The sequence below is a fragment of the Flavobacterium columnare genome (assembly GCF_014844295.1).
In the GTDB taxonomy this organism is placed as follows: Bacteria; Bacteroidota; Bacteroidia; order Flavobacteriales; family Flavobacteriaceae; genus Flavobacterium; species Flavobacterium columnare.
This window is the reverse complement of the sequence record NZ_CP054494.1, coordinates 2,164,244-2,188,672: the sequence shown is the minus strand read 5'-3', so window position 1 is coordinate 2,188,672 and position 24,429 is coordinate 2,164,244. Positions and strand designations below refer to the sequence as shown.

Annotated in this window: 22 protein-coding genes; 9 read left to right on the top strand and 13 right to left on the bottom strand. The window is 30.6% G+C overall.

All coding sequences use genetic code 11. The features are described from left to right. Positions 1-78: 78 nt before the first annotated feature. The 5 genes from HUE53_RS09485 to pyrH all read right to left on the bottom strand — a co-directional run bounded on the left by HUE53_RS09485 (position 79) and on the right by pyrH (position 6,574). Positions 79-2,832 carry a TonB-dependent receptor plug domain-containing protein gene (locus HUE53_RS09485; protein ID WP_065213754.1) on the bottom strand — a complete coding sequence of 918 codons (2,754 nt, stop codon included), beginning with the start codon at positions 2,830-2,832 and terminating at the stop codon, positions 79-81. Positions 2,833-2,862: 30 nt separating this feature from the next. After that, complete coding sequence (locus HUE53_RS09480) at positions 2,863-3,852, bottom strand: hypothetical protein (protein ID WP_192188438.1); 990 nt, start codon at positions 3,850-3,852, stop codon at positions 2,863-2,865. Positions 3,853-3,997: 145 nt separating this feature from the next. Continuing rightward, positions 3,998-5,071, bottom strand: a complete 1,074-nt coding sequence (locus tag HUE53_RS09475) for a Ppx/GppA phosphatase family protein (RefSeq protein ID WP_014164761.1) — start codon at positions 5,069-5,071, stop codon at positions 3,998-4,000. A 179-nt stretch (positions 5,072-5,250) separates the two neighbouring features. Further along, positions 5,251-5,814 (bottom strand): ribosome recycling factor, encoded by a 564-nt coding sequence (frr, locus tag HUE53_RS09470; RefSeq protein ID WP_014164760.1) that lies wholly within the window; start codon positions 5,812-5,814, stop codon positions 5,251-5,253. A 52-nt stretch (positions 5,815-5,866) separates the two neighbouring features. Beyond that, positions 5,867-6,574 (bottom strand): UMP kinase, encoded by a 708-nt coding sequence (pyrH, locus tag HUE53_RS09465; RefSeq protein ID WP_014164759.1) that lies wholly within the window; start codon positions 6,572-6,574, stop codon positions 5,867-5,869. Positions 6,575-6,758: 184 nt separating this feature from the next. On the opposite strand from pyrH, the gene HUE53_RS09460 reads away from it, so the two are divergent. Both HUE53_RS09460 and HUE53_RS09455 read left to right on the top strand, forming a co-directional pair. Further along, positions 6,759-7,400: a PAS domain-containing protein gene (locus HUE53_RS09460; protein WP_107317313.1), complete on the top strand. Its 642-nt coding sequence runs from the start codon at positions 6,759-6,761 to the stop codon at positions 7,398-7,400. A 6-nt stretch (positions 7,401-7,406) separates the two neighbouring features. Continuing rightward, complete coding sequence (locus HUE53_RS09455) at positions 7,407-8,642, top strand: MFS transporter (RefSeq protein ID WP_014164757.1); 1,236 nt, start codon at positions 7,407-7,409, stop codon at positions 8,640-8,642. A gap of 113 nt (positions 8,643-8,755) precedes the next feature. On the opposite strand, the gene HUE53_RS09450 is transcribed toward HUE53_RS09455, so the two are convergent. From HUE53_RS09450 to HUE53_RS09440, 3 genes are all read right to left on the bottom strand, one after another. Next, complete coding sequence (locus HUE53_RS09450; RefSeq protein WP_014164756.1) at positions 8,756-9,124, bottom strand: hypothetical protein; 369 nt, start codon at positions 9,122-9,124, stop codon at positions 8,756-8,758. Positions 9,125-9,199: 75 nt separating this feature from the next. Continuing rightward, a complete protein-coding gene (locus tag HUE53_RS09445; RefSeq protein ID WP_014164755.1) occupies positions 9,200-9,850 on the bottom strand; it encodes a queuosine precursor transporter in 651 nt (216 codons plus the stop codon). A 57-nt stretch (positions 9,851-9,907) separates the two neighbouring features. Continuing rightward, entirely contained in the window at positions 9,908-10,978 is a 1,071-nt protein-coding gene (locus HUE53_RS09440) for a Ppx/GppA phosphatase family protein (protein ID WP_014164754.1), read from the bottom strand. Between the two features lie 138 nt (positions 10,979-11,116). On the opposite strand from HUE53_RS09440, the gene HUE53_RS09435 reads away from it, so the two are divergent. From HUE53_RS09435 to HUE53_RS09420, 4 genes are all read left to right on the top strand, one after another. Further along, the gene (locus HUE53_RS09435; protein WP_014164753.1) at positions 11,117-12,352 is read left to right on the top strand and encodes an MFS transporter; all 1,236 of its coding nucleotides are present in this window, start codon (positions 11,117-11,119) and stop codon (positions 12,350-12,352) included. A gap of 26 nt (positions 12,353-12,378) precedes the next feature. Next, entirely contained in the window at positions 12,379-12,852 is a 474-nt protein-coding gene (locus tag HUE53_RS09430) for a GNAT family N-acetyltransferase (RefSeq protein ID WP_014164752.1), read from the top strand. A 237-nt stretch (positions 12,853-13,089) separates the two neighbouring features. Next, positions 13,090-13,407, top strand: coding sequence for a DUF6370 family protein (locus HUE53_RS09425; RefSeq protein WP_065213756.1), 318 nt, complete (start codon positions 13,090-13,092; stop codon positions 13,405-13,407). A gap of 106 nt (positions 13,408-13,513) precedes the next feature. Continuing rightward, positions 13,514-15,385: a peptidase U32 family protein gene (locus HUE53_RS09420; RefSeq protein WP_014164750.1), complete on the top strand. Its 1,872-nt coding sequence runs from the start codon at positions 13,514-13,516 to the stop codon at positions 15,383-15,385. A 302-nt stretch (positions 15,386-15,687) separates the two neighbouring features. On the opposite strand, the gene HUE53_RS09415 is transcribed toward HUE53_RS09420, so the two are convergent. The 3 genes from HUE53_RS09415 to rsmG form a co-directional block, all read right to left on the bottom strand. Beyond that, entirely contained in the window at positions 15,688-15,885 is a 198-nt protein-coding gene (locus tag HUE53_RS09415) for a hypothetical protein (RefSeq protein WP_192188437.1), read from the bottom strand. Between the two features lie 786 nt (positions 15,886-16,671). Further along, positions 16,672-16,866 (bottom strand): hypothetical protein, encoded by a 195-nt coding sequence (locus HUE53_RS09410; protein ID WP_123906879.1) that lies wholly within the window; start codon positions 16,864-16,866, stop codon positions 16,672-16,674. A gap of 582 nt (positions 16,867-17,448) precedes the next feature. Beyond that, positions 17,449-18,069, bottom strand: coding sequence for a 16S rRNA (guanine(527)-N(7))-methyltransferase RsmG (gene rsmG, locus HUE53_RS09405; RefSeq protein WP_041253171.1), 621 nt, complete (start codon positions 18,067-18,069; stop codon positions 17,449-17,451). A 105-nt stretch (positions 18,070-18,174) separates the two neighbouring features. Between rsmG and HUE53_RS09400 the strand changes: the two genes are divergently transcribed. Continuing rightward, positions 18,175-19,269, top strand: a complete 1,095-nt coding sequence (locus HUE53_RS09400; RefSeq protein WP_014164746.1) for a fatty acid desaturase family protein — start codon at positions 18,175-18,177, stop codon at positions 19,267-19,269. Positions 19,270-19,392: 123 nt separating this feature from the next. After that, complete coding sequence (locus tag HUE53_RS09395; protein ID WP_014164745.1) at positions 19,393-20,580, top strand: pyridoxal phosphate-dependent aminotransferase; 1,188 nt, start codon at positions 19,393-19,395, stop codon at positions 20,578-20,580. 466 nt (positions 20,581-21,046) lie between these two features. Here HUE53_RS09395 and HUE53_RS09390 read toward each other — a convergent pair whose 3' ends face one another. Beyond that, complete coding sequence (locus HUE53_RS09390; RefSeq protein ID WP_192188436.1) at positions 21,047-22,069, bottom strand: helix-turn-helix transcriptional regulator; 1,023 nt, start codon at positions 22,067-22,069, stop codon at positions 21,047-21,049. Between the two features lie 27 nt (positions 22,070-22,096). Next, on the bottom strand, positions 22,097-22,708 hold the full coding sequence (locus tag HUE53_RS09385) for an HD domain-containing protein (RefSeq protein ID WP_014164743.1): 612 nt from the start codon (positions 22,706-22,708) through the stop codon (positions 22,097-22,099). Positions 22,709-22,845: 137 nt separating this feature from the next. Here HUE53_RS09385 and HUE53_RS09380 point away from each other — a divergent pair, with 137 nt between their 5' ends. Then, positions 22,846-24,267, top strand: coding sequence for an RtcB family protein (locus HUE53_RS09380; RefSeq protein WP_014164742.1), 1,422 nt, complete (start codon positions 22,846-22,848; stop codon positions 24,265-24,267). Positions 24,268-24,429 lie beyond the last annotated feature (162 nt).

Below are 24,429 nucleotides of genomic sequence, written 5' to 3'. Positions count from 1 at the left end.
CCTATTTAAAAAGCAAAGAGCTCGATATTTTATCGAGCTCTTTGCTTTTTAAATTAAATATTTTTTGATCAATATTTTTTAGAATCTATACTGAACAGCAAAATTCCAAGTTCTTCCAAGACCAAAAAAGGCTGTATTAGCTCCATTAATTCCTTTAAAATTTGAAGGAAAAAGAGTACCATAAGTTGAATTAGACCCTGGAACATTTTGGTTATTTAGATAACTTCTTGTGGATTCAGTTATATAAACTGTATCAAAAATATTATTCATAGATAAACCTACATTAACTAGATCATCATTATTAAGTCTTATTTTATACTTTAAACTCGTATCAAACAACAAGAAAGAAGGTAGTTTTAAATCATGTACTGCATAACTTTTTGGATACCAAATAGGATCATATTGTTCCGCCGGAGTATTACTGTAAAAATTATCATGGTATTTTCCTGTAAGTGTAAAAGACAATCTTCTAACAGGCTCTACTAGTACCGAAACACTACTCATCCACTCAGGAACACTTCCAATTCGTGTATCTTTTATATACAAATTTGTTGTTTGGCTATTTTCATACTCTGTATACTGTGCATCTTTAGTATACAAACCTTCTCCAAAGGAATGACTACTGTAAATTGTAAGTCTATCAAAAGGTTTGTAAGTTAAATCTAATTCAATTCCTGAATTTCTTTTACTTAAATCATGAGTAAAACCCGTTACACCGTAACCTGTTTCAAATAATTGTTCCGTTGAATTATCTAGAGAATTAGTATAAGCAACAAAGTTTAAATTAAAAGATTTGCTTAAAAAAGTATACCCTGCCTCAATTGATTTAAAGTTTTCGTTTTTAAAACCTTCTTTAATTTTATTCGTTTCAAAATCAAAAACATAATTTAAGATTGGAACTCTGGATACTAAACCACAATTAAACCAAATATTGTTTTTAGTGTTTATATTCCAGTTTGCACCGAATTTTACATTATACGCTTCTAAATTTACATGCTCAGAAGCTTCTGAACGATTTGTATTAAAGATATCGTATGTTACTTTACTGAAATCATTACCGCTATATCCTCCTTGAAGTAAGAAATTGAAATTTTTCAGATTTAACTGCAACTGTGAATACGCTCCATAATACAAAACTATGTTTTCTTTATAATAATCAATTTTTGTTGCGTTAATGGATTGGAAAGGATTCCATAAATTGTCTTTTAAAGAAAAAGTTTCTGTAGTAAAAATTGATTTGCTTTGTAATTGATTAATTAAATAACCATCAGCACCAAATAGGTCATTTAAATATTTTGTGTTTTTAGAGACAGATTTTCTAATATCAACACCAGCATCTAACTTAAATTTAGAAGTCAGGTTGAGTGAATAGTTCGCTAACCCACCATATATTTGGTTTCTAACAAAGTTTTCTGTCAGAGATACCCCAGAGGTCTTAGTGTTCCATTCACTAGAATTCAAGTATAATTTTTTACCATTTAAATTGTAAGGAATACGAGTATATCCTTCCGGTAAATCATTTTCATTGATACGTACATTAGGTACTAAACCTCTATTATAGGCTGCAATATAATTATAATCAATTGTGCTATTAGAGTTTAACAACTGACTATATTCATTAAAAATTTCGGTTCCTGTGTAATCTTTAAAAGAGGTATTTCCGTAAACACCATAGCCCTTTACAGCAAATATGTTTTTATCATTTATTTTATACTGCCATTCTAGAACCAAAGATGGTGTGTGATTTGTATTAGTATTTAAAGCAAGGTCTTTACCATTGTACTTATTATAAGTAGTATTATAGTTTGTATTTAAACCTAGAGCATTGGTACTATTATCTATAGTAGATATTCTGGTTCTAAAATCAATCCAACTTGGAGCACCTATTAATTTAAAAGTAAACCTGTGTTTATCTGTCTTATATCCCATACCTAGGTAATATCCTGTAGCATTAAAAGCTGTTCCAGGAAAATAACCTCCACTAGAGGTATTAGATAATGATAAATTAAGACCAAATCCCTTATCTAGGTTCCCTGTATTTAGATTCAAACTATATTTTCTATAATCATTATTTCCTGATTCTGCTAAGATATAGTTATCGTATTTTTTAAAAGGATCTCGTAATACGAAGTTAACGGTACCTGCAACGGACGCATTTACTAGTTTAGAGGATCCTAAACCTCTTTGAATCTGAATTGCATCTAAAGCATCGCTTGCAGGAGCGATAAACAACCAACTTACTTCACCACTTTCAAAATCTCTTAAAGAAATACCATCTAATAAAGGAGTTATATTATTCTGATTGTATCCTCTAAGACGAAGCCTACTTTTAGAATAACTTCCTCCTAAAGAGGTTGTATATACTCCAGGTAATAAAGCCGCTCTTTCTATAAAATCTTTATTACTATTATGATTGAATTCAGTACTTTCATAGATTGTATTGGTTGCTGTTGGCGATTTTCTTAAAAAAGCTAAGTCGACTAAAGCAGATTCTGATTCTAAATTTTTTAATAAGTCTTCTTCGAGATAAATAATCCCTACGTCTAACTTATTCTGTGTAAACTCTATAAACTTATAAGTAGTCTTATACCCTGGCAGTTTAAAGATTAATTTGCCTGTTTTTTCTTTTGTATTCAATACAAAATTACCCGATTTATCTGTATGAACTTGATGAATGTATTTTTTTTCGTCTGCACTTGCTAAAATTGCTTTTACAGAAAAAAGGTTGTCATCATTACTATTTCTAATAGTACCAAAAACCTTAAATTGAGCGAAATTGGCTTGATGAAATAGTAAACTCAAAAAGAGCAGGAGTTGTAATTTTTTATTCATAGGTTTATTTTTTTAATAAGAGATTAGGGTTTAATTTGTAAGTTTTTTAGTTAAATAATTAACCAATTTTACTTTGTTAGTATTCTTACAATATAAAATCTTTTTCTTTGAGTTTTCTTCTAAGTTTTTTAGGATAAAGGTCAAAAATTTATTTCCGATTGATAATTCGTATTTAGAATAATATGTAAGGACTTTATCTGCCTCTATATTTGCTGAAGCTAGTACTTGGTAACGGTCAAATTTTTTATCTAAACTAATCTGATGATTTTCTAAATCTTCGATTTTTAGTGGATTAAATTCTTGTTCTATGGTTCCTCCATTAAACAAAGCATAGGAAGCCCAAGCTAATTCTCCGCTGAGATAAATATTTTTCTTATCTCTCATTTCATCATTATAATAATATAGTTGTTTGATATTTTCATTTAACTTTAAAATTTCTGTTTTTTTTGAGTCATCATTTAAAAAAGCTAATTTTTGAAAATCGCTATTTGGTATAACAGTTACCTTAAAACCTTCTTTTTTTGTATAACTACAAAAAACTGTTTCATTGGCATTAATATGAATTAATGTCGCCTCATCTTTATCTTCGTTTTTAAGTAATCCTTCGAAAATATACTGACAACTTTTTTTATTATTTAAAAAATCAATTTTTGAGATATTTTTTAATGAAAGTTCTTTTTGAATATTAACCATTTCCACTTCAGAAAACAAATTTACATCACTAATCAAAAATAATTTATCTGATTCTACATTTTGTTCCAATTTGATTTTTTGAACATTCGTAGTTATTCCTGCTATTATTTTTTTTATTAGACTCGAACGATCCTCCTTAGGATCTACAACAATGGGATCTGACCAAAAACTTTTAAGTTTAAACTCAGCCGTAGCATCTGGTTTAGATTCAATAACAAGTACTTTTATTTCCTTGTTATTAAACTCAATACCTGCTATTTTTTTTTGAGCAAATCCTAAGGATGTTACTAAAAATATAATAAGTAAAAAAAATTTTTTTTTGATCATAATAAAGATTAAAAGACGATCTAAAAACAGCTAACATTAGCTTACTACTGCGTAGTAAACATTTTTTATTTTTTTAAGTATAACAATTATTTAAGCATAAACTTAAAACAAGTTAACTTACTAGATACCCTCTTTAATTAGTTAGTTACCATATTTTCTTTATCTTGTTGGATCTATCTACTATATAAGAAACCAACCAAGCTGTTTGTCCTTGTTTTGCGAAAAATAATTTTTTATCATTAATCCCTGGAATATCTTCTAAACAAACTAAAAGAAGAGCTGAACCAGATATTAGATGTTTCTGAGAATAAGTCTTCAAAACGCGCTCTACTTCTTTATTTTTTTTAGCTAATTCTTCAAATTTTTGAAAATTATTCTTTACAACGGCATCATAATTTATTACATCTTCTAAGGTAAAGCTGTTAAAATTATCCTTCGCTTCTCCCCCATTATAGAGTGTATAAAAAGCCCATACTGCACCACCTGACATATAAACATTTTGTTTTTCTAATGCTTGTGGTTTAGAATTATACATGGCTTTTATTTGTTCTCTTAGCATAGGCGTTACTCCGAATAATTTTTCGTTGTATTCCCCTATACTTTCGGTTTTTGTTTTCTTTTTAACTGTTTCCGTCAAGGTTATACTTCCATAATCAAATGAAAGAGGGAAGAAAACGAAATTATCATTATTAAAAGTGTCTACATACCCTCCTTTTGTATTTCCTCCTCCGATATCTAGAACCGTTGAATTTAGATAATTAACAGGAGGAATACATCCTTTTAGAAGCATTTTACCTTCTGCTTGTGCATCTATAAAATCAAGTTCTTTATTTGTTAATTTTTTTACGGCATCAACCAACTCTTTTGTATTAGATGCCATAGCTACTCCAGAGGATCCTACGATAAAGATATTTTGTTCAGTAACTTTAAATTCATTCTTTATTCTTAAATAGTTTCTATAAACTACCTCTGTCGCAATTTTTATGTCCTCAGGAGCTAATTTACCATCAATAGCAATTCCACGCGCAATACCGACATTTTCTGTCCAGAAGGATTTAATCTCATAATTTCCTTTTTTAATATTGTCTACATCTAGAACAGAAATCTTAATTCCTTTGCTTCCTATTTCAATTCCTCCGAAAAGACTATCATCATAAGATGCGAATGCAAATTGAGCAAAGATGAATGATAGTAATAAAAATATTTTTTTAACTCTCATAGTAAAAATATTATGTTGTTATTTTATAGTAAAAAACAGTACGCAATTTACACGTCTTTATTCATAAATTCATGTAGAAAGAAATCTACAAAAGACAATCTTGGTAAAGTTATACATAAATCATAAAAAAGCAATGTTTTATAAATAGTTTTAAAATCATTACTTTTTTAAATTTTGAATTATACCTTCATTATCTCTGCTTCTTTTACAGCGTAAAGTTCTTCCACTTTTTTAATATAAGCATCTGTTAACTTCTGAACGTTATCTTCTGCTGTTTTGCAAACATCTTCTGAAGTACCTTCTTTTTCTAATTTTTTAATGTCATTATTAGCTTCCTTACGGGCATTCCTAATGCCTATTTTTGCATCTTCAGCTTCTCCTTTTGCTTGTTTAGCTAACTCACGACGACGTTCTTCTGTTAGAGGCGGAACGGATATAATAATAGTATCTCCATTATTCATAGGATTAAAACCAATATTTGCAATCATAATGGCCCTTTCTATGGGTTGAAGCATATTTTTTTCCCAAGGTGTTACCGTTATAGTACGAGCATCAGGAGCGTTAATAGTAGCGACTTGAGAAAGAGGTGTTTGAGATCCATAATAATCTACAAAAATCCCTCCCAACATCTGTGGAGATGCTTTGCCTGCTCTAATGTTTAAAAATTCTTTTTCTAAATGTGCTAAAGAACCTTCCATTGATTCTTTTGTACTATCTAATATAAAATTAATTTCTTCTGTCATTTTTCTACAAATTTATTAATTCAATTTTACCCTAATAAATGAATTACAAAAACTAAATATTAACCACGGTTCCTATATTTTCTCCTTGGCATATTTTTAGTAAATTTCCTTCTTTATTCATATCAAACACAATTATAGGTAATTTATTTTCTTGGCTTAAAGTAAATGCTGTAGTATCCATTACATTTAATCCTTTTGCTAATACATCATTAAAAGAAATACAATCAAACTTTACTGCATCTGGATTTTTTTCTGGATCTGCATTGTATACTCCATCTACTCGAGTTCCTTTTAGTATTACGTCTGCATCTACCTCTATTCCTCTTAAAACAGCAGCGGTGTCAGTTGTAAAATACGGATTACCTGTACCTGCTCCAAAAATTACAATTCTGCCTTTTTCAAGATGTCTAACGGCTCTTCTTTTAATATAAGGTTCTGCTATGGCTTCTATCTTTAAAGCAGTTTGCAAGCGTGTTAGCATTCCTTTTTCTTCTAGAGCACTTTGTAACGCCATTCCATTTATAATAGTGGCTAGCATCCCCATATAATCTCCTTGTACTCTATCCATACCATTACTAGCTCCCGCAACACCTCGGAAGATATTACCTCCACCGATAACGATAGCTATTTCCACACCTAGGTCATGTATTTTTTTTATTTCCTCAGCGTATTCCGCTAATCTTTTGGGTTCTATTCCGTACTGGCGTTCACCCATTAAGGCTTCCCCACTTAATTTTAAGAGTATTCTTTTATATTTCATTACGCGTTAATTTGCTATGCAAATATAAAAAATTAAATCTTTATTTCTTTATTTTCGCGAGTAAAGCAATTTTAACAAAAACTATACAGAAGTTTTTTTTTTATTATTTTTATGACAAAAATCAGTTTTTGTATTTTTTTTAGCCGTAACTTTACTGTTGTAAATAAGCAAATTTGGATTTAATATGGATTTAGAAATCAAAAAACCTTTACCTCTAAATGAAGAGGTCGTTTGGGACACTACTAAAACTATTATGAGTAAAACTGACATTTATGGTACTATTGAATATGTGAATGAGGTCTTTGCAGAGGTTTCTGGTTATCAAGAATATGAGTTAGTAGGTCAACCTCATAATATTGTTAGACATCCTGATATGCCTCAAATAATTTTTAAAGTATTATGGGATAATATCAAAAAAGGCCACAAATTTCATGGAATCATCAAAAATCTTTCGAAATCAGGGCGTTATTATTGGGTGATAACCGATTTTGATTACGTAGTAGATGATAATGCTAATATCACTAAATACATTGCTAGGAGAAAAGCAGTCCCTAGTCAGGTCATTAAAAAAGTAGATGATTTATACACAAAGCTACTACAAATTGAGCAAGTAAGAGGAATTGATGGAAGCGAAAAATTCTTAACTGGATACTTAGAAGAATTAGGAATGACTTATGTTCAGCTAATAACCAAATTAATGATAGACGAAACTAATGAAGCTGAAGAAAAACAAGAATTAGAAGTAGCAAAAACAAATGATGACTTAGAGCATGTTCGCAGCGGATTTTTCTCTAAATTTTTTGCAACTAAACTTAACCTATTCTAATGTTTTATGGAATTTATAAAAAGAAATCGAATACATTTCAACTTAGAAATAAAGGTAATTGCCTTAATCACATTAATTAATAGAATGGGAGCCGTAGTGGTTCCCTTTTTATCAAAATATCTTAACGAAACACTGCATTTTTCCTATTCTCAAATAGGATGGATAATGGTTTGCTTTGGTATTGGTTCTTTAGTTGGTACTTTTACTAGTGGTCGTTTATCTGACAAAATAGGATCTTATCGGGTAATGATTTTTAGCCTTTTTACTAGTGGGATTATTTTCTTCATTCTTAAATATGTGAAGAGCTTTGAAGCCATCTGCTTCTTCGTTTTTCTATTAACCACGATTGCTGATATGTATCGTCCAGCCATGATGCTAACTGTTAACAATTACGTGAGTAAGGAAATGAAACTACAATCTCTTTCTCTAATTCGATCTGCCTCAAATTTAGGCTTAGTATTTGGTCCTGTAATTGGGGGATTAATTATATCGTATTGGAATTATGATATTCTTTTTTGGGTAGATGGAACCACCTGTCTTTTAGCTATTTTCATCTTTTCATTATTAGTAAAAGAGCGAAAGGTTCCGTTTGATCTAAATCTAGCAAAAACAACTCTAGATAAATTGGCTCCTGTAAAGGATATTCCTTTTATATTAAACTGGGGCATTGCAATGATTACAGGTTATTTATTTTTTCAAATATTTACTATTTTACCTTTGTTCCAGAAAAATTCTTTTCACTTAAACGATTTTACAACAGGAATGCTTTTCGGATTTAGCGGTCTTCTTTTCATACTTTTTGAAGTACGTTTGATTAATAAGATGCAAGTCAAAAAAGTAAATGAAACCCTAGCAATTGCAATTGGATTAGCGCTCTTTTCCTTAGGTTATTTTTCGTTATATTATATACACAATAGTTGGATTTTATGGTTTTTTATGGCACTTATGACTTTTGGGAATATGTTAACTTTTTCTTATGCAAGTGGCTTGGTGTTAAAAAGAAGTCATAAAAACCATGAAGGTATATTCATGTCGGCATTTCAAATGAGTTATGGCTTTGCCCATGTTTTAAGTTCAAAAACAGGTTTATCCGTTGTCCAATATCTGGGTTACGAAGCTAATTGGCTGATAAATTCAACAATAGCATTGGTAGGCGTTGGATTAACTTATTTCCTATATTTAACTTTAAAAAAGGAACAAATTTCTTTAAAAGAAAAGATTGCAAAACAATTGTTTAGTTAAATTCTTATTCGTATGATTATAGGTGTCCTAAAAAAGAATTACAAAAGATAGTCAATAAAAAATAGTACCGCCCTTTCTATCCCAATAACACATTCTCTTTTAGGACTCCTTTTTTACAAGTTAATACTTTTCTTGTGTTTATTTAACAATGCCTTTGTCATCGTTAAATTAGCTTCCGAAGCGTCCACTACAAGATAAATTAGAAACTCATGATTATTCGAAACATCAATAACATGATATTGTGAAGTCAAGGTAATAGTTATATCTTGTATTTGTTGATTTTGCTTTAGCGCATGAATTCCATTTAATTTAGCACGAACCATTTCTAAGATATAATTTGAATCAAGATCTATATTATAATCTCCTGAAACAGATTTTGAATGATAAATGATTCCTTTATAAATATCAAGAATACTAACAGCTATAAAGCCAGGTAGGTTTTTAGCAATAGAATCACTAAATTCTGTAAGTAGATCAGCCATTTTAAATTATTTTTTTGGGTAGCAAATGTAAGGAATATGATTTTTTTTTTGGGGCCTAAAATTTTGAATCATTTTTCATGATTTCTTTTTAATGTATTTTCTAATTAGGTAATGACTCAAATAGATTAAAGGTGTTAATAAAATTGCTAAGCTTAATTTGAATGTGTATCCTGTTAAGGCAGAGGATATAAAAGTTTGAAAATCTATTTTTCCTGGTAACCAAAAAGCAATCCCTAAAACAACAAAAGAATCTACAAGTTGAGATATCATTGTAGACCCTGTTGCTCGTAACCAAATTTTAGAATTTCCTGTTTTTTGTTTTACAAAATGAAAAACGCTCACATCTATTAATTGCGAAAAAACAAAAGCTATAACACTTCCTACTATAATCCACATACTTTGTCCGAATACTGCAATAAATTGAGCATCATCAACAGGACTAATTTCTTTAGCAGCAGGAATAGAAATAGCTAGAAAAAGCAGTAAAAACGCATAAACAATAAGACCTGCGGTTATATACGAAAGCTTACGAACTCCCTTTTCTCCAAAATACTCATTGATTAGATCTGTAGTTAAAAAAACGACAGGCCAAGGAAGTATACCAATACTCATTACAAATGGTCCTATTTCAATTAGTTTTCCTCCTATTAATTCTGCTACTACAGCATTCGTTATAAATATTCCTGCTAAAACAGTAAATAGTACTTGCTCTCGATTTTTAAACATATATGATGTAAATCTATAATATTAAGTTGGATAAAAAAAATTTGGCAGTCTATAAGACTACCAAATTTTTTTTACTTTTTTCGAATATTCTGCCACATAAGAAACCAACCAAGCAATATGCCCTTGTTTTGCAAAATACAATTTCTTTTCATCAATATTAGGTATTGCTTCGAGAGCAACTATTAATATATTACTTCCAGATATCAGATGTTTTTGCGAATATGTTTTTAATACACGATCTACTTCTGGATCTTTTTTAGCTAAATCTTCAAACTTTTTGAAATTGTTTTTTAGGATGGCGTCGTAATTAATTACATCTTCTAATTTGAATTCGGTAAAATTTTCTTTAGCCATACCGTTATAAAGTGTATAAAAAGCCCATACGGACCCTCCTGATAGATATATATTAGGTTTATCTAGAGCATTTTTCCCTGAATTATACATAGCTTTTACCTGATCTCTTAATTCAGGTAAAAAACCAAAGGATTTTTCGCTAAATTCGGAAAGTGTAGTATTTTTAGTTCTTTTATTAACTGCTTCCGTAAGAGTTATGGTTCCATAATTTAAACTAATAGGAAAGAAAACGAAATTTTCATTATTAAGAACATCTATATAACCTCCTTTTGTATTCCCTCCTCCTATATCTAAAACCATAGATGTTGCATAGTTTTCTGCAGGAATTAAGCCTCTCATTAACATTTTTCCTTCGTTATTAGCCGTAATAAATTCCAGATCCTTATTAATAACAGCTTTTATTTTTTCTGTTAACTCCTTTGTATTCTTTGCTTGTGCAACCCCTGAAGATCCCACTACAAAGATATTTTCTACAGGTACTTTAAATTCATTTTTTATCTTTAAAAAATCAGCTGTTACGATTTCAACAGCTCTTAATATATCTTCATTTAGCAAATTACCATCTATTGATATCCCTTTTGCTATACCAATATTGTCCGTCCAAAAAGATTTTATTTCATAATCCCCTTTTTTGATATTATCAACATCTATAACAGATACTTTAACCCCTTTGCCTCCAATTTCTATTCCACCATAAAGATTTTTACTCTGTGCTACAGACAAAGTAACACTTGCAAACAAAAAAAAATGGGTAATTAACTTTTTAATTTTCATACTCTTTAATTTCAACCTCAATTTTAAGAAAAATTAGATACAAAAGCAAAAATAATAGTAGAAATATTTCTATGCTTTTTATAGGATTTTACATCATTTCCTTTTTAAATTTGCATAACATTTAAACTTAACTTGTATATGAATTCAATTTTAAAGGACTTCAAAACTTTACCAAGAGAAGTTTGGTTTTTTTTCTTCATGATATTAATTAACAGAATGGGCGCAATGGTTGTTCCATTTATGTCCAAATATCTATATGAAGATTTAAAATTTAGCTACACAGAAATAGGAACCATTATGATGTGTTTTGGTGCTGGTTCTATTGTTGGCACTTTTCTTGTAGGAAAAATTTCTAAAAACATCAGTAGTTATAAACTAATGATTTACAGCATGTTTTTAAATGGTGTAATTTTATTTAGTTTACAATTCGTTAAGAATTTTTATTCTTTATGTTTTACCGTCTTTCTCTTAAATGTTGTCGCGGATATGTTTAGGCCTTCTATGATGGCTACTCTAAAAGATTTTGTTAAAAAAGAAGATCGAATTAAAGCGTTTTCTTTAATGAGAACAGCCTCTAATTTTGGTTTTATAATATCTCCTATCATTGCGGGTATCTCTATTGCCACGGTTGGTTATTGTTTATTATTTTATATTGATGGCGTATCCTCTATTATTGCCGTATTATTTTTTGTGAGTTTTGTAAAAGAAAAGAAGTTATTACACAAATTGACTTTCTCCAATCTTAGTGAAGAAAAATTCGTATTTCTAAAAGACAGGTTACTGCTACTACATTGTTTAATAACCGTTATTACAGGAATTATATTCTTTCAAATATTTTCTATTTTGCCACTATATTACACTGATGTATTAAAACTAGCCACTACTTTTAACACCTATACGTTGGTATTTTATGGATTGATTTTGTTTTTACTAGAAGTAGCAGTTGTATCCTATATCAAAAACAAGGGGATAAAAACATTAAATGCAATTCTCTATGGTTTACTTTTAATGGTTTTTGGTTATTTAGTTTTAGTTATTTTACAACAAACTATAGGCGTTTTCCTTGCATTATTTTTCATTAGTTTTGGCGTTATGCTTACTTTCCCATTTGCAGCTGATTTTGTGCTTGAACGTTCTTATAAGAAAATGGAGGCTAAATTTTTATCCTACTTTCAAATGTGTTATGGAATAGCTCAATTCTTAAGTGCCAAATTAAGTTTGTTTATAATTCATAAATTAGGATATAACACTAATTTTATTTTCAATATTTCATTAGGAATAATTGGAGCTTTACTTTCGTATATTTTGATTAACTTAGTGGTAAAAGAAAGAAAAGACAAAAAAGCTGCTATTGTAAATTCATTCTTTAAGTAATATTCAAAGTTTTAAATAAACTATTTATGCTTGGGGCAATCCATGAAGTAGGAATTCAAGAATTTGACAAAGTTGAAAGTATTATTTTAAAATCAGGTCTTGTCTTAGATGAGTTTTTAGGAGGAGGTAATGGACCTCTCCCTTTACTTCAATATAAATTAGAACGAAATCAATGTAAAATTTATATATACAAAATTGATACACAAATTGTTGGTTTTATTTTATTACTAACTAAAAGAAGCATTATTTCAAAATTAGCATACGATTGGCACATTGCTTATCTATATGTTGACGAAAGCATGAGAAGAAAAAAAATAGGTGAAGCATTATTAGATCACACGATACAATTTGCATCATCAACCAAAGCAAATGAATTATCATTATATACAACTAAAGATAATTTTTCTGCCATAAAATTATACAAGAAAAAAGGGTTTTTAGAAAGTAACTTCTTAGCTAACTACCTTACTTTTAAACTATTTTTAAATAGCTATAGATAAAATTTATATTTAAAAAAAGTAACATTAGACCCTAAAACTTTTTAAGTCACCTTCTTTAAGGTGACTTTTTTATAAAAATATTTTTGTATATTTGATTCACAGCAGACCTAATCATATCTCTAATGAAACCCTTTATCTTTTTTTTGTTCCTAGCAATTGCTACCTCTTCTTGTGGTCCTAAAAGACTCAAATGCGGTCCCAAACGCTGTGAAATTAATACCATCAAAAACAAATGGAATGAAAAAAACATTATTACTTGCTATATTCTTTACGTTTAACTTATCTGCACAAGAGAAGAAAAAAGAATTAAAAGACCAAAAAGTAGAAGCTTCTTGCGGACTATGTCAATTAGGAACTAAAGACAACGATTGTACTTTATCTATTCGTTATCAAAACAAAGTATATCCCGTTATTGGTACCAACATAGATGATCATGGAGACGCACATTCATACAATGGATTTTGTAATACAATAAGAAAAGCCAGAGTTTCAGGAACATTACACAAAGGAAAATTCCTAGCAAAAAAATTTATTTTAATTACTACAAATCAATAATTCTACTTTTTAAAGTCTAAAAAACAGAATCTATATTTAAATGTTACTTTTTTTTCAGAACTTTGCACACCTTTTTCGGTAATTTCCGAAAGATATGTTTTTAACAATGAAAAAGAAGATTGAAATTTTAGCTCCTGCAAAAGATTTAACTACAGGTATTGCCGCCATAAATGCTGGCGCAGATGCTGTGTATGTAGGTGCTCCTCAGTTTGGAGCACGTTCTAACGCAAACAACTCTATTGAAGATGTAGCTGCTTTAGTTCAGTACGCACACCTTTATAATGTTCAAGTTTTTGTAGTAATCAATACCATTATTTATGATGGTGAATTAGAAACTTGTCGTCAATTAATTTGGAAATTGTATGAAATAGGTGTTGATGCGCTTATCATTCAAGATATGGGACTATTAGAACTCGATCTCCCTCCTATCCCACTTCATGCAAGTACACAAGCCAACAACAGGGATCCTAAAAAAATTAAATTTTTAGCTGATGCAGGTATTCAGCGTGTGGTTTTAGCACGCGAATTAAATTTACATCAAATTAAAGAAATTAGTGAAGCTACTGATGTTGAATTAGAATTTTTTGTAACAGGTGCTTTATGTGTTTCATTCAGTGGAAATTGCTACATGAGTGTCGCTAACGGAGAACGCTCTGCCAACAGAGGATCCTGCGCACAAAACTGCCGCTTACCTTATAACTTAATTGATGGAAACGGTGAAACCTTAATTCGTAATAGCCATCTATTATCTATTAAAGATTTTGATGTAACAAATCAAATACCTAATCTAATAGAAGCGGGAATTTGCTCCTTTAAAATTGAAGGTCGTCTAAAAGATGTTGTATATGTAAAAAACAACGTCTCTTTTTTACGTAAAAAATTAGACGCTTTCTTAGCAGACAACAACAACAAATACACCAAAGCCTCTTCTGGAAGTTGTACCTACACCTTTGACTCAGAATTAACGCGTACCTTTAATCGTGGTTATACAGATTATTTTGTAAACGAAAGACACCAGTCCATTGGTTCTTGGGATAGTCCAAAATCCAAAGGACAGTACATTGGCAAACTCATCAAAACGGTTGGCAATTCGTATGTTATTGAAAATGGAGAATTATTAAATAACGGAGATGGTCTTTGCTATATTAATGAAGACAAAATAGCGGAAGGTATTTATGTAAACAAAGCCGAAAATGGCATCATTTATCCTAATGTACTTAAAGAGATAACAGCTGGAACCGAAATTTATCGTAACAATGATGCTGCTTTTATTAAATTGGTAGAAAGAGAAGACAGCGCGATCAGAAAAATAAGTACTTCATTATTACTAAAAGAAAATGAAAATGGTTTCGAGTTGGTTGCTACCGATGAAGACGGTAATATAAGTACTGTTCAATTAGTACACCCTAAAGAAAAAACTAAAAATGGGGAATCAATAGAAGAAAGCTTTAAAATAAATTTAGCCAAAACAGGATTTACTCCTTATACAGCAAATGAAATAACGATTGATTTTTCAGAAAACTGGTTTCTGCCAATTTCTAAAATCAATGAGATGCGTAGAAATGTGTATGAACAATTATCTACAATTCGTTTAGAAAATTACGATCGCAAGGAGTTTCAATTAGAAAAAACATCACACCCTTATCCTGAAACCAAATTAGATTTTACGTATAATGTAGCAAACAAAACCGCTCGTAAATTTTACGAACGTCATGGCGTTACTGAAATAGAAAAAGCTTTTGAATTGCAATGGGATCCAGGAAAATCACGCGTAATGACAACGAAATATTGCATTAAATACGAATTAGAACGTTGTCCTAAATACCATCGTGAAAACATGGATCAAAAACTTAAAGAACCTTTAGTCTTAAAACAAGGCGAATTAGAATACAAGTTAAAATTCAACTGTAAGCCTTGCGAAATGGAAATTTGGGAAAAAGATGCCGAATTTGAAATTGAAGAAGATCATTTTCATTGATATAAAAAACCGATGTTATAACAAGCATCGGTTTTTTTATTGAAAGAATAAACTTGTTTTTAACACAATGCAATCTATTCTTGATAATATTCTCAAATATGTTAGCTTAACCCCATAAGAACTAGAAATTTTTCCATCTAAAATACAAATGCAACGATTTAAAACTAAAAGACTTTTATTAATCCTTAAAAAATCGAGTACTATTTTAGATTTGAAGTCATTCTTATTTATACTAATTTCATAGAGTATAATCTGGTTTTATTTGCTTTTTTCTGGTGTTTTCTTTGTCCCTACAAAAGAACCTATTCATTGTAGTCTTCTTTTTCTTCTATGGATAAAATGTTGTGAGCCTCCATTTTCTTTTTAATAGGTAATTCCTGTGTTCTGTCCCCAACTTTAATATCTAAAAAACCGTAAGGTATCAAACTATCAGCATCGAGAATAAAACTAGGATGAATCAAGAAACGAAGATTTTTATCACTTGCATTGGTATACCTCATAAATTCATTTTTTTATTAGATTTTCATGTTGTATAGATTTATCTCATTTGCATTCCCTCTTGAATACATAAACTGGTTTTATCTTCAACACAATTAGCACAATTAGCACAATTAGAAGCCATATTTTGAACAATCTCTTTCTCCCTAGAACGATGATTTTATAAAAAAACACCGCTTTAGCCTCGAAATAAACTATCAGCTAATGATGTGTTGAATAAATCCTTTTAGAAAACAAGCAATTTTTGAATAGAATTAATCGCTTGTTTTTAATTCTTAAATATATCTTATCTGCGCTTTTGACTATAATATTTATAGTCAATCGGGAAGTTAAATAATAGCTTTTTACTAAATTATCAAGGAGTAACCACTTATTCTTGTTTAACCATAATATTTTTTTTTAATCATTGCATTTTCTTCATCATTACCCCCTTCTATTCAATATGTCTCTACATTATTAGCTGTTGTAAAATTAAAAGTATTAAACAATTTTTTTAATAGACATGAATGTTGTATGCTTATTATATCATCTATACCATGAATTAATTTTATTTTAGATTTTAGGCAGCCTTTTAAATTAGTCAAAGTATTAACTTTAATAAAGTTTATAAAATCTTTATTGGCTCTTGAAGCAATAGTTTTTAAGAAAAAAGCTGTAAAACACTACGCTCAGTATACCTTTCCGTAATTAAACCATGCTGTAACCACATCTGTATTGAATGCCCCTATTTTAGAAATGTTTTTATCAAACCCATAAACATAATAAGAAGTAATCGTCGAATGAATCGTTTAATTTGAATTGGCTAATGAATACATCATTTGATTGAATAAATCATAAGCCCCTGAACATGCTCCTGTATTTCTAATATTCATCCCACTAATAGGATTTCCTTCTATACTTAAAAAAAAAGAAATGGTCACATTAGCTCTTTCAAAAAAAGCATATAAAGACAAGTTCTTGTCATGATTTACCCCTATTAACAATTTCAAGACAGGAAGTCATCATATCTCTACTTTTATATCTAAAATTATATCATAAAAAAGGGATGCTGTATATCTCCAGAATCATTATATCCGATATAATCAGGAAAAATAGTTCTATAGCCCATAGCATAGAAGCAATTAAAAAGGGTTATGTCCTAGAGAGCTGTTATACACATCATTTTCACCAAACATAGTTCTATGTTGGTAACTTAAAACAGAAAAAACATCTGAATAACTTGTTCTTTGAGGAATCAACAACGTTCCTGAAGCAGTAATTCTCCCTTCATCACAATTTTTAGCAGCATAACTTACTCTGTATGCTTATACATCATACGTCACTAAAGGATCCAAGTCATTATTCTGAGACAGGAAATAATTTTATTTTCGTTTTACTAGACGATTTAACCTCTCTAAAAGATGTAGTTCCAATTTTTCTAGAAGAATAAGATAATTGATTCATGTTACTCTATTTCAGTTTTTTCCTTTCAATTTCTTGTTCAGAACAAGAAAGAAACAACCCGAACAGACCTAAATAAATTACAAAAAAGAGGCTTCTAATCATTTCCTATCTATATTAAAATTTTATATCGGCAAATACACCACCTTTTTGGTTTCAAAAAAATCTTCCGAAAAGAAATCTACTATGTTATATTGGATTGACTCTGGAAAATCTTGTAACTCTTCACTCAAATCACCTCCTTTTAAGTATAAAATTCCATTAGCCCTTTCGGGATGATTGTTGTTTTTCTTAGTTTTCCCTTTCACCCATTCTACAAAATCAGGCATATTAGTTACCGCACGACTTACAATAAAATCAAATTTATCGTTAACTGTATGTGCTCTTTTTTGTTCGGCCTTTACATTTTTTAGTCCAATACCTTCTGCAACCGCATTCACCACTTTTATTTTTTTAGCAATTACATCAATTAAATAAAATTGAGTTTCAGGGAACAAAATAGCCAAAGGGATTCCTGGAAATCCACCACCTGTTCCAACATCCAGAATCTTACTCCCTGCTTTAAATTCTTGAATTTTAGCAATTGCCATAGAATGCAAAATATGTTTTTCATACAGTTCATCAATATCTTTTCTAGAAATCACATTGATTTTAGAATTCCAATCTTTGTATAATGCCTCTAATGCTCGGAATTGACTAATTTGTGTTTCAGATAAGTCAGGGAAATATGTGAGGATTTGCTCCATTTTTATTTTTTTTGACAAAATTAAACAATTTACGGTTTAAAAATTCTCTCTTTTCGTTATCAATTCAATTTATTAATAATTAAATTTGAACACATTTTTATAATTATGCAGACAAAAGAACCTATTTTCTCTAGAACCGATTCGATGAAGTTCTTTAGAACCTTAAACACAAGAGTTAATAACTACTTTAAGGAAAATAATATACAAAAAACAGGAAACTGGAAACTTTATTTAAAAACAATTGTTATGTTTTCTATTTTCTTAACTCCCTACTTTTTTTTAATTGGTATGGAAATGCCTTTTTGGGTCTACCTATTGCTAAATGTAGTTATCGGAATAGGAATGGCTGGGGTAGGAATGAATGTAATGCACGATGGCAATCACGGCTCCTATTCCTCTAAACAATGGTTAAACAAAATAATGGGAGGAAGTATTTATATCTTGGCAGGAAATGTATACAATTGGCAAGTTCAGCACAATGTATTACATCATACCTATACTAATATTCCAGGCCATGATGAGGATTTAGAAGCAGGACGTATTTTGCGTTTTAGCAAGCAGGCAAAATGGCATCGTTTTCATAAATTTCAACATTATTACTCTATTTTTCTTTATGGTTTGTTAACTTTTAATTGGGCTATAACAACCGATTTTCTTCAGATGAAACGTTATTTAAAACGCAAACTATCTTATGGTGAATTTATAAACCCAGCTATTCGTTGGACAACCCTAATCATTACTAAAATTATTTATTTTTCTATTTGGTTGGTCATTCCTATAGTTTTAGGGATTACTTGGTGGAAAGTAGTTTTAGGTTTTGTGGTTATGCACTATACCGCTGGATTAATCTTAAGTGTTATCTTTCAATTAGCTCACGTAATAGAAGATACAGAAACACCTGTACCCAATGTAGAAGGCGAAATGGAAAATACTTGGGCTATTCATCAGTTGTTTACAACCGTTAATTTTGCACCTAAAAACTGGTTAATAAATTGGTATACAGGCGGTTTAAATCATCAGATTGAACACCATATATTCCCACATATTAGTCATATTCACTATAATAAAATTGCAGAAATAGTAAAACAAACAGCTAAAGAATGTAATTTACCATATTATGAGTATAAAACAACTAGAGCGGCCATTATTTCTCATTTTAGACATTTAAAAGAATTAGGACAAAAACCTCAATTAGCATAAAAAATCTTAGTCTTTAGTTATCCGTCCAAAGTGATTGGTAAATAATTAAGAATAATAAACTATTTAATTAACTTCTCACCTGTCAAAAAATAAGGATTGATAACTAAATAATATTTCAACACAATGAACAACATTTTATCAGAAAGAATTAATAGCCTAGCTGTTTCACAAACTTTAGCAATGGCTGCTTTAGCAAGAGAATTAAAAGCACAAGGAAAAGACATCATCAGTTTAAGTTTAGGCGAACCCGACTTTAACACACCTGATTTTATAAAAGAAGCTGCAAAACAAGCTATTGATGATAATTTTTCTGCATATCCACCAGTAGAAGGTTATTTAGATCTAAAAGAAGCTATATGTGCTAAATTTAAAAGAGACAATAATCTACACTATACACCTGCTCAAATTGTAGTTTCTACAGGAGCTAAGCAATCATTATACAATATTGCTCAAGTAATGTTAAACCATGGAGATGAGGTCGTTTTGCCAGCTCCTTACTGGGTATCCTATTTTGAAATAATCAAACTTTCTGGAGGTACACCTATAGAAGTACCTACTTCAGTAGCCTCTAATTTTAAAATAACTCCCGCTCAATTAGAAGCCGCCATCACTCCTAAAACGAAAATGATGTGGTTTAGCTCGCCTTGTAATCCTTCAGGTTCTATTTACAGTAAAGAAGAATTAGAAGCATTAGCAGAAATATTAAAAAAACATCCTAATATTTACGTAGTTTCAGATGAAATCTACGAACATATTAACTATACAGGCAATTATTACAGCATAGGTTCTATTCCAGGAATGGAAAACAATGTTATTACGGTAAATGGAGTGGCTAAAGCATTTGCCATGACAGGATGGAGAATGGGGTACATTGGAGCACCCGAATTTATTGCTAAAGCATGTACAAAAATGCAAGGGCAAGTTACTAGTGGGGCTAACACCATTGCTCAGCGCGCAACAAAAGCCGCCGTAGAAGCTAATCCAGAAGCTATCAAATATATGGTAGACTCTTTCGAAAAAAGAAGAGGAATTGTATATCAACTATTATCAGAAATTCCAGGATTTAAACTTACAATGCCAGAAGGTGCTTTTTATTTCTTTCCAGATGTTTCCGAATACTTTGGAAAAATCCTAAGAGGAAAAGAAATAAAAGACGCTAATGATTTTGCTATGTACTTATTAGCAGAAGCTAACGTAGCCACCGTAACAGGAGATGCTTTTGGGAACCCAAACTGTATTCGTTTATCTTACGCTACTAGCGAAGAACTCTTAAGAGAAGCAATTAAACGAATAAAAGAAGCTCTAGTTTAAATAAAATAAAAATAGGCTGTCCTGAAAATATCCAATAATTAATTAGTCACATCATCAATATGATGCGATTGGTTTTGATCCTATACTTGTTTGATCCTACACTGGTCAGGTAGAAGTAAATCAATAAGATAAAACAATTGGAATATTTTAAGACAGCCTCTATAATATCTATCCGTTTTTAGTTTATTCAGCTCACCTAGAATACAAGATAAACAAGAAGAATTATAATGTAAATCCTTCTTTAACGTCTATTTTTTTACTTCTATGATAGAGGCATAATGCCTCAATATAAAGTAATTCTCTTTTTCTACTCATTCTTTCATCACTCTTCTAATTGGTAGCAATAAGGTTACAAGACGAAGTGAGATAACGTAGTTATTTGGGTGCAAAAAGGCTATCTCTATGTCGTTTGATGAAAAAATAGAACAATATGTAAAACAAACTATATGGCACTAATAAAAGAAAATCATGCCAAAATAGACGGATAATTTTCAAGTGCTTTTTCTAGAATAAATTTCATTCTTTTACGCAAACGCTCTGGTTTTAATACTTTCATACTGGCACCAAACCCAAGAATGATACGTTCTAATTCAAAATTTTCTTTTAAAAATAAATTAACAATGATACTACCATCTTCATTTTGCTGAATAATGCGTTGTGTAGCATGAATCGGTTTAGTAATAACATAGGGTGCATTATAAGCATCCACCCAAAGCTGAATGACGCAAGCTTGCATGCCCTTATTTACCGTAACACCTACGACGTTTTTATAATAAGCATCAGCATCAAAAGAATAATCTAAATAAGGAATGCTAAAATCGTAATCAATTTTGATGATTCTATCTAAAGCCAAGTTTGAAATGGGTTGGCTTCCTTTTTTCTTCCCCACAACAAACCATCTATTATTAAATTCTTTTAAAATAAATGGATGAAAATTAAAAGTTTGCGCCTCTCTAGATTTGAATGATTTATAAGTAATAATTAAAACCACTTTTTTAACAATGGCTTGATAAATTGCATCCAAAAAATGCAACCCTTTCAAATTCTCATTTTTATCCAAATGAATGATGGGTTGCGTATGCGTTTTTTCAGCGTAAATTTTGTCTTCAAGACGTTGCAGTATATCCGAAACATCATTAAATAATGAAAAATCTTTAAATTGCTTCAACATCGAAACCGTTTCTGTTAAAACATTAATATCAGTTTCTGTTAACGGAATATCAGTAATACTAAAATCTTCATCCGCATAACGATAGTATTTCTTATCATAGACTTCGATAGGCGCATTGTAGCCTAGTTTTTCACTACGCATCAATTGGATATCCAATTGAATTGTGCGTTTGCTTACGGAGTTTTCCTTTCCTTCATATTCATACAACGCATCAGAACAGGCTTCTATTAAATCATCAAGTGTCCACATACGATATTTGTTTTGTAAACATTTATCGATGGTTTTATATCGAATTAGGGCGTTTTTGTTTTGAGCCATTTTTTTTCAGTATTCAGTGTTCCGTTATCAAAGCAATGCAATTTCTCTTTTAATATTTTCTCTTGCTTGTTTTTCATATTGCATTCGGAAAGTTTTTGTTAAATAGATGGTTTCTTTTTCCAAGAAATGCTCTAATGCTTTTTTTCGACCAGGATTGTACATAAAATTGGGGTAGATTCGATATTCTTTTCTGATTTGTTTAAAGTAAACTTCGTAATCTTTCCACTCTTTTGACAAGATTTTCAAATCAAAATCAATTAGCCAATTTATGTCTTCCACTAAACTATGTTCATGCAATTTTGTCGCCAATATCATTTCAAAAACCAAGTCCTTATTAATTTTTGCGTTTGTTGGTAAAATTGAAACAGCAAATTCCGCACTTTTTAATTCATTTTCTTTACTTGTAGCTTTATATATATAATCGTGATAAAAAATAGAATATAAAATTTCATGAGGAAATTGTAGGCAATCCTTATATTTTTCAAAACATACTATCATTTCTTGTAGGTGATTTAAGTTATGATAATGTCTTGATTTTTGTGTGTAACCCTTTTGTAAATTATCCCAATGTGAGGTTGTTTCTATCTGATTAAAGCCTATTTTAAGTAATAATTCGGAAAAGATATGTTCTAAATACATATTGTTGTTTTACCAAAAATAAAAACTAAATTTCACTACGCAAAATAACTACGCACTTAATTTAAAATCTTTGCAAAAGAAAATAATTAGCCTGATAGCTTCATCGAAAAATCATCAGGTTCACAAAAGAAAAAATTATGAATACACCAATAAACGGAAACGACTTACTAGCATTAGGTTTTCAATCTGGTTCAGCATTAGGAGTTGCATTAAAAATAAATAAAAAGCGATTAGGGTTTACTCGCGAAGAAATGATCGAAAATTATAAAAAAGTTTTGGAATCACCAGAAAACTACCTAGAAGATAAAAATTTCAGCACGTTGGCTTCGGCACTGATAGAACAAGCCAATGAAAAGCCTGAAGATTTCATTTCGTTAAATCCAACTCCAGAATCTTTTGCACTTTACGGAGAAAAACACATTGAGGAAGGCGCAAAAAAGCAAATGGAAATTGCCATGAAACTTCCTGTTACTGTGGCTGGTGCCTTAATGCCTGATGCACATCAAGGGTACGGTTTGCCTATTGGAGGAGTTTTAGCCACAAATAATGCGATAATTCCCTACGGTGTTGGTGTGGATATTGGTTGTCGAATGACATTATCAGTCTATGATATTCCAGAATTGTTTTATTATGAAAACGAAGCTAAATTTAAAAGAGAATTAGTTGCCCATTCTAAATTTGGTGCCGGTCATGGTTATCACGGACAATACAAAAGTGATCATCACGTATTAGAAAATAAAGCATTTAATGAAAATGCCTTTTTAAATAATTTAAAGGATAAAGCTTGGTCGCAATTAGGAACTTCTGGTGGTGGAAATCATTTTGTTGAATTTGGAATCATGGAATTTGAAAAAGACGATGCTGTTTTAAATATTCCAAAAGGAAAATATGTGGCGCTTTTAACACATTCAGGATCAAGAGGATTTGGAGCAACCATTGCGGGACATTATACAAAAATGGCAAAGCAAGTTTGTAAACTGCCCCACGAAGCGAAAAATTTAGCCTATTTAGATTTGAATTCTGAGTTAGGTCAAGAATATTGGATAGCCATGAATTTGGCAGGTAATTATGCCTCAGCATGTCACGAAATTATTCATGATAAAATAGGAAAAGCTTTAGGAGCAACGGTTTTAGCCAAAGTAGAAAACCATCATAATTTTGCTTGGAAAGAAATCTATAACGGAGAAGAAGTAATTGTACACCGAAAAGGAGCAACCCCTGCAGGAAAAGGAGTCATGGGAATTATTCCTGGAAGCATGACAGCACCAGGTTTTTTGGTTAGAGGAAAAGGAGATGAAAAAGCCATTAATTCGGCATCGCATGGTGCAGGCCGACAAATGAGCAGAACCCAAGCTATTAAAAGTATTACCCAAAGTGATATGCAAACCATTTTGAAAGATCACGGCGTAACCCTTATTGGTGCAGGTTTAGACGAAGCCCCTATGGCTTATAAAGATATCAACCAAGTGATGGCATCACAACAAGATTTAGTTGATGTGGTTGCAAAATTCACGCCTAAAATGGTTCGTATGGCCGATGACGGGAGTCGTGAGGATTAATTTTTACACCTGATAGGTTTCCAAAACCTGTCAGGTGTAACCAAATATGGAGGTTCAAATCCTCCCTTAGCAACAGTAAGACTTCGTAGTTTAAATTGGGAAAACATTTAGATAAATATTTAGAAACAAACCGCATATTTCTATACGGTTTTATAGTATTAA

Coding starts and splice junctions, on each gene's coding strand:
- HUE53_RS09440 (WP_014164754.1), bottom strand. CDS start 10,978: ATGAAAATTAAAAAGTTAATTACCCATTTTTTTTTGTTTGCAAGTGTT.
- pyrH (WP_014164759.1), bottom strand. CDS start 6,574: ATGAAATATAAAAGAATACTCTTAAAATTAAGTGGGGAAGCCTTAATG.
- HUE53_RS09425 (WP_065213756.1), top strand. CDS start 13,090: ATGAAAAAAACATTATTACTTGCTATATTCTTTACGTTTAACTTATCT.
- HUE53_RS09480 (WP_192188438.1), bottom strand. CDS start 3,852: ATGATCAAAAAAAAATTTTTTTTACTTATTATATTTTTAGTAACATCC.
- HUE53_RS09385 (WP_014164743.1), bottom strand. CDS start 22,708: ATGTATTTAGAACATATCTTTTCCGAATTATTACTTAAAATAGGCTTT.
- rsmG (WP_041253171.1), bottom strand. CDS start 18,069: ATGGAGCAAATCCTCACATATTTCCCTGACTTATCTGAAACACAAATT.
- HUE53_RS09395 (WP_014164745.1), top strand. CDS start 19,393: ATGAACAACATTTTATCAGAAAGAATTAATAGCCTAGCTGTTTCACAA.
- HUE53_RS09420 (WP_014164750.1), top strand. CDS start 13,514: ATGAAAAAGAAGATTGAAATTTTAGCTCCTGCAAAAGATTTAACTACA.
- HUE53_RS09445 (WP_014164755.1), bottom strand. CDS start 9,850: ATGTTTAAAAATCGAGAGCAAGTACTATTTACTGTTTTAGCAGGAATA.
- HUE53_RS09475 (WP_014164761.1), bottom strand. CDS start 5,071: ATGAGAGTTAAAAAAATATTTTTATTACTATCATTCATCTTTGCTCAA.
- HUE53_RS09400 (WP_014164746.1), top strand. CDS start 18,175: ATGCAGACAAAAGAACCTATTTTCTCTAGAACCGATTCGATGAAGTTC.
- HUE53_RS09435 (WP_014164753.1), top strand. CDS start 11,117: ATGAATTCAATTTTAAAGGACTTCAAAACTTTACCAAGAGAAGTTTGG.
- HUE53_RS09455 (WP_014164757.1), top strand. CDS start 7,407: ATGGAATTTATAAAAAGAAATCGAATACATTTCAACTTAGAAATAAAG.
- HUE53_RS09450 (WP_014164756.1), bottom strand. CDS start 9,124: ATGGCTGATCTACTTACAGAATTTAGTGATTCTATTGCTAAAAACCTA.
- HUE53_RS09430 (WP_014164752.1), top strand. CDS start 12,379: ATGCTTGGGGCAATCCATGAAGTAGGAATTCAAGAATTTGACAAAGTT.
- HUE53_RS09415 (WP_192188437.1), bottom strand. CDS start 15,885: ATGAGGTATACCAATGCAAGTGATAAAAATCTTCGTTTCTTGATTCAT.
- frr (WP_014164760.1), bottom strand. CDS start 5,814: ATGACAGAAGAAATTAATTTTATATTAGATAGTACAAAAGAATCAATG.
- HUE53_RS09390 (WP_192188436.1), bottom strand. CDS start 22,069: ATGGCTCAAAACAAAAACGCCCTAATTCGATATAAAACCATCGATAAA.
- HUE53_RS09380 (WP_014164742.1), top strand. CDS start 22,846: ATGAATACACCAATAAACGGAAACGACTTACTAGCATTAGGTTTTCAA.
- HUE53_RS09485 (WP_065213754.1), bottom strand. CDS start 2,832: ATGAATAAAAAATTACAACTCCTGCTCTTTTTGAGTTTACTATTTCAT.
- HUE53_RS09460 (WP_107317313.1), top strand. CDS start 6,759: ATGGATTTAGAAATCAAAAAACCTTTACCTCTAAATGAAGAGGTCGTT.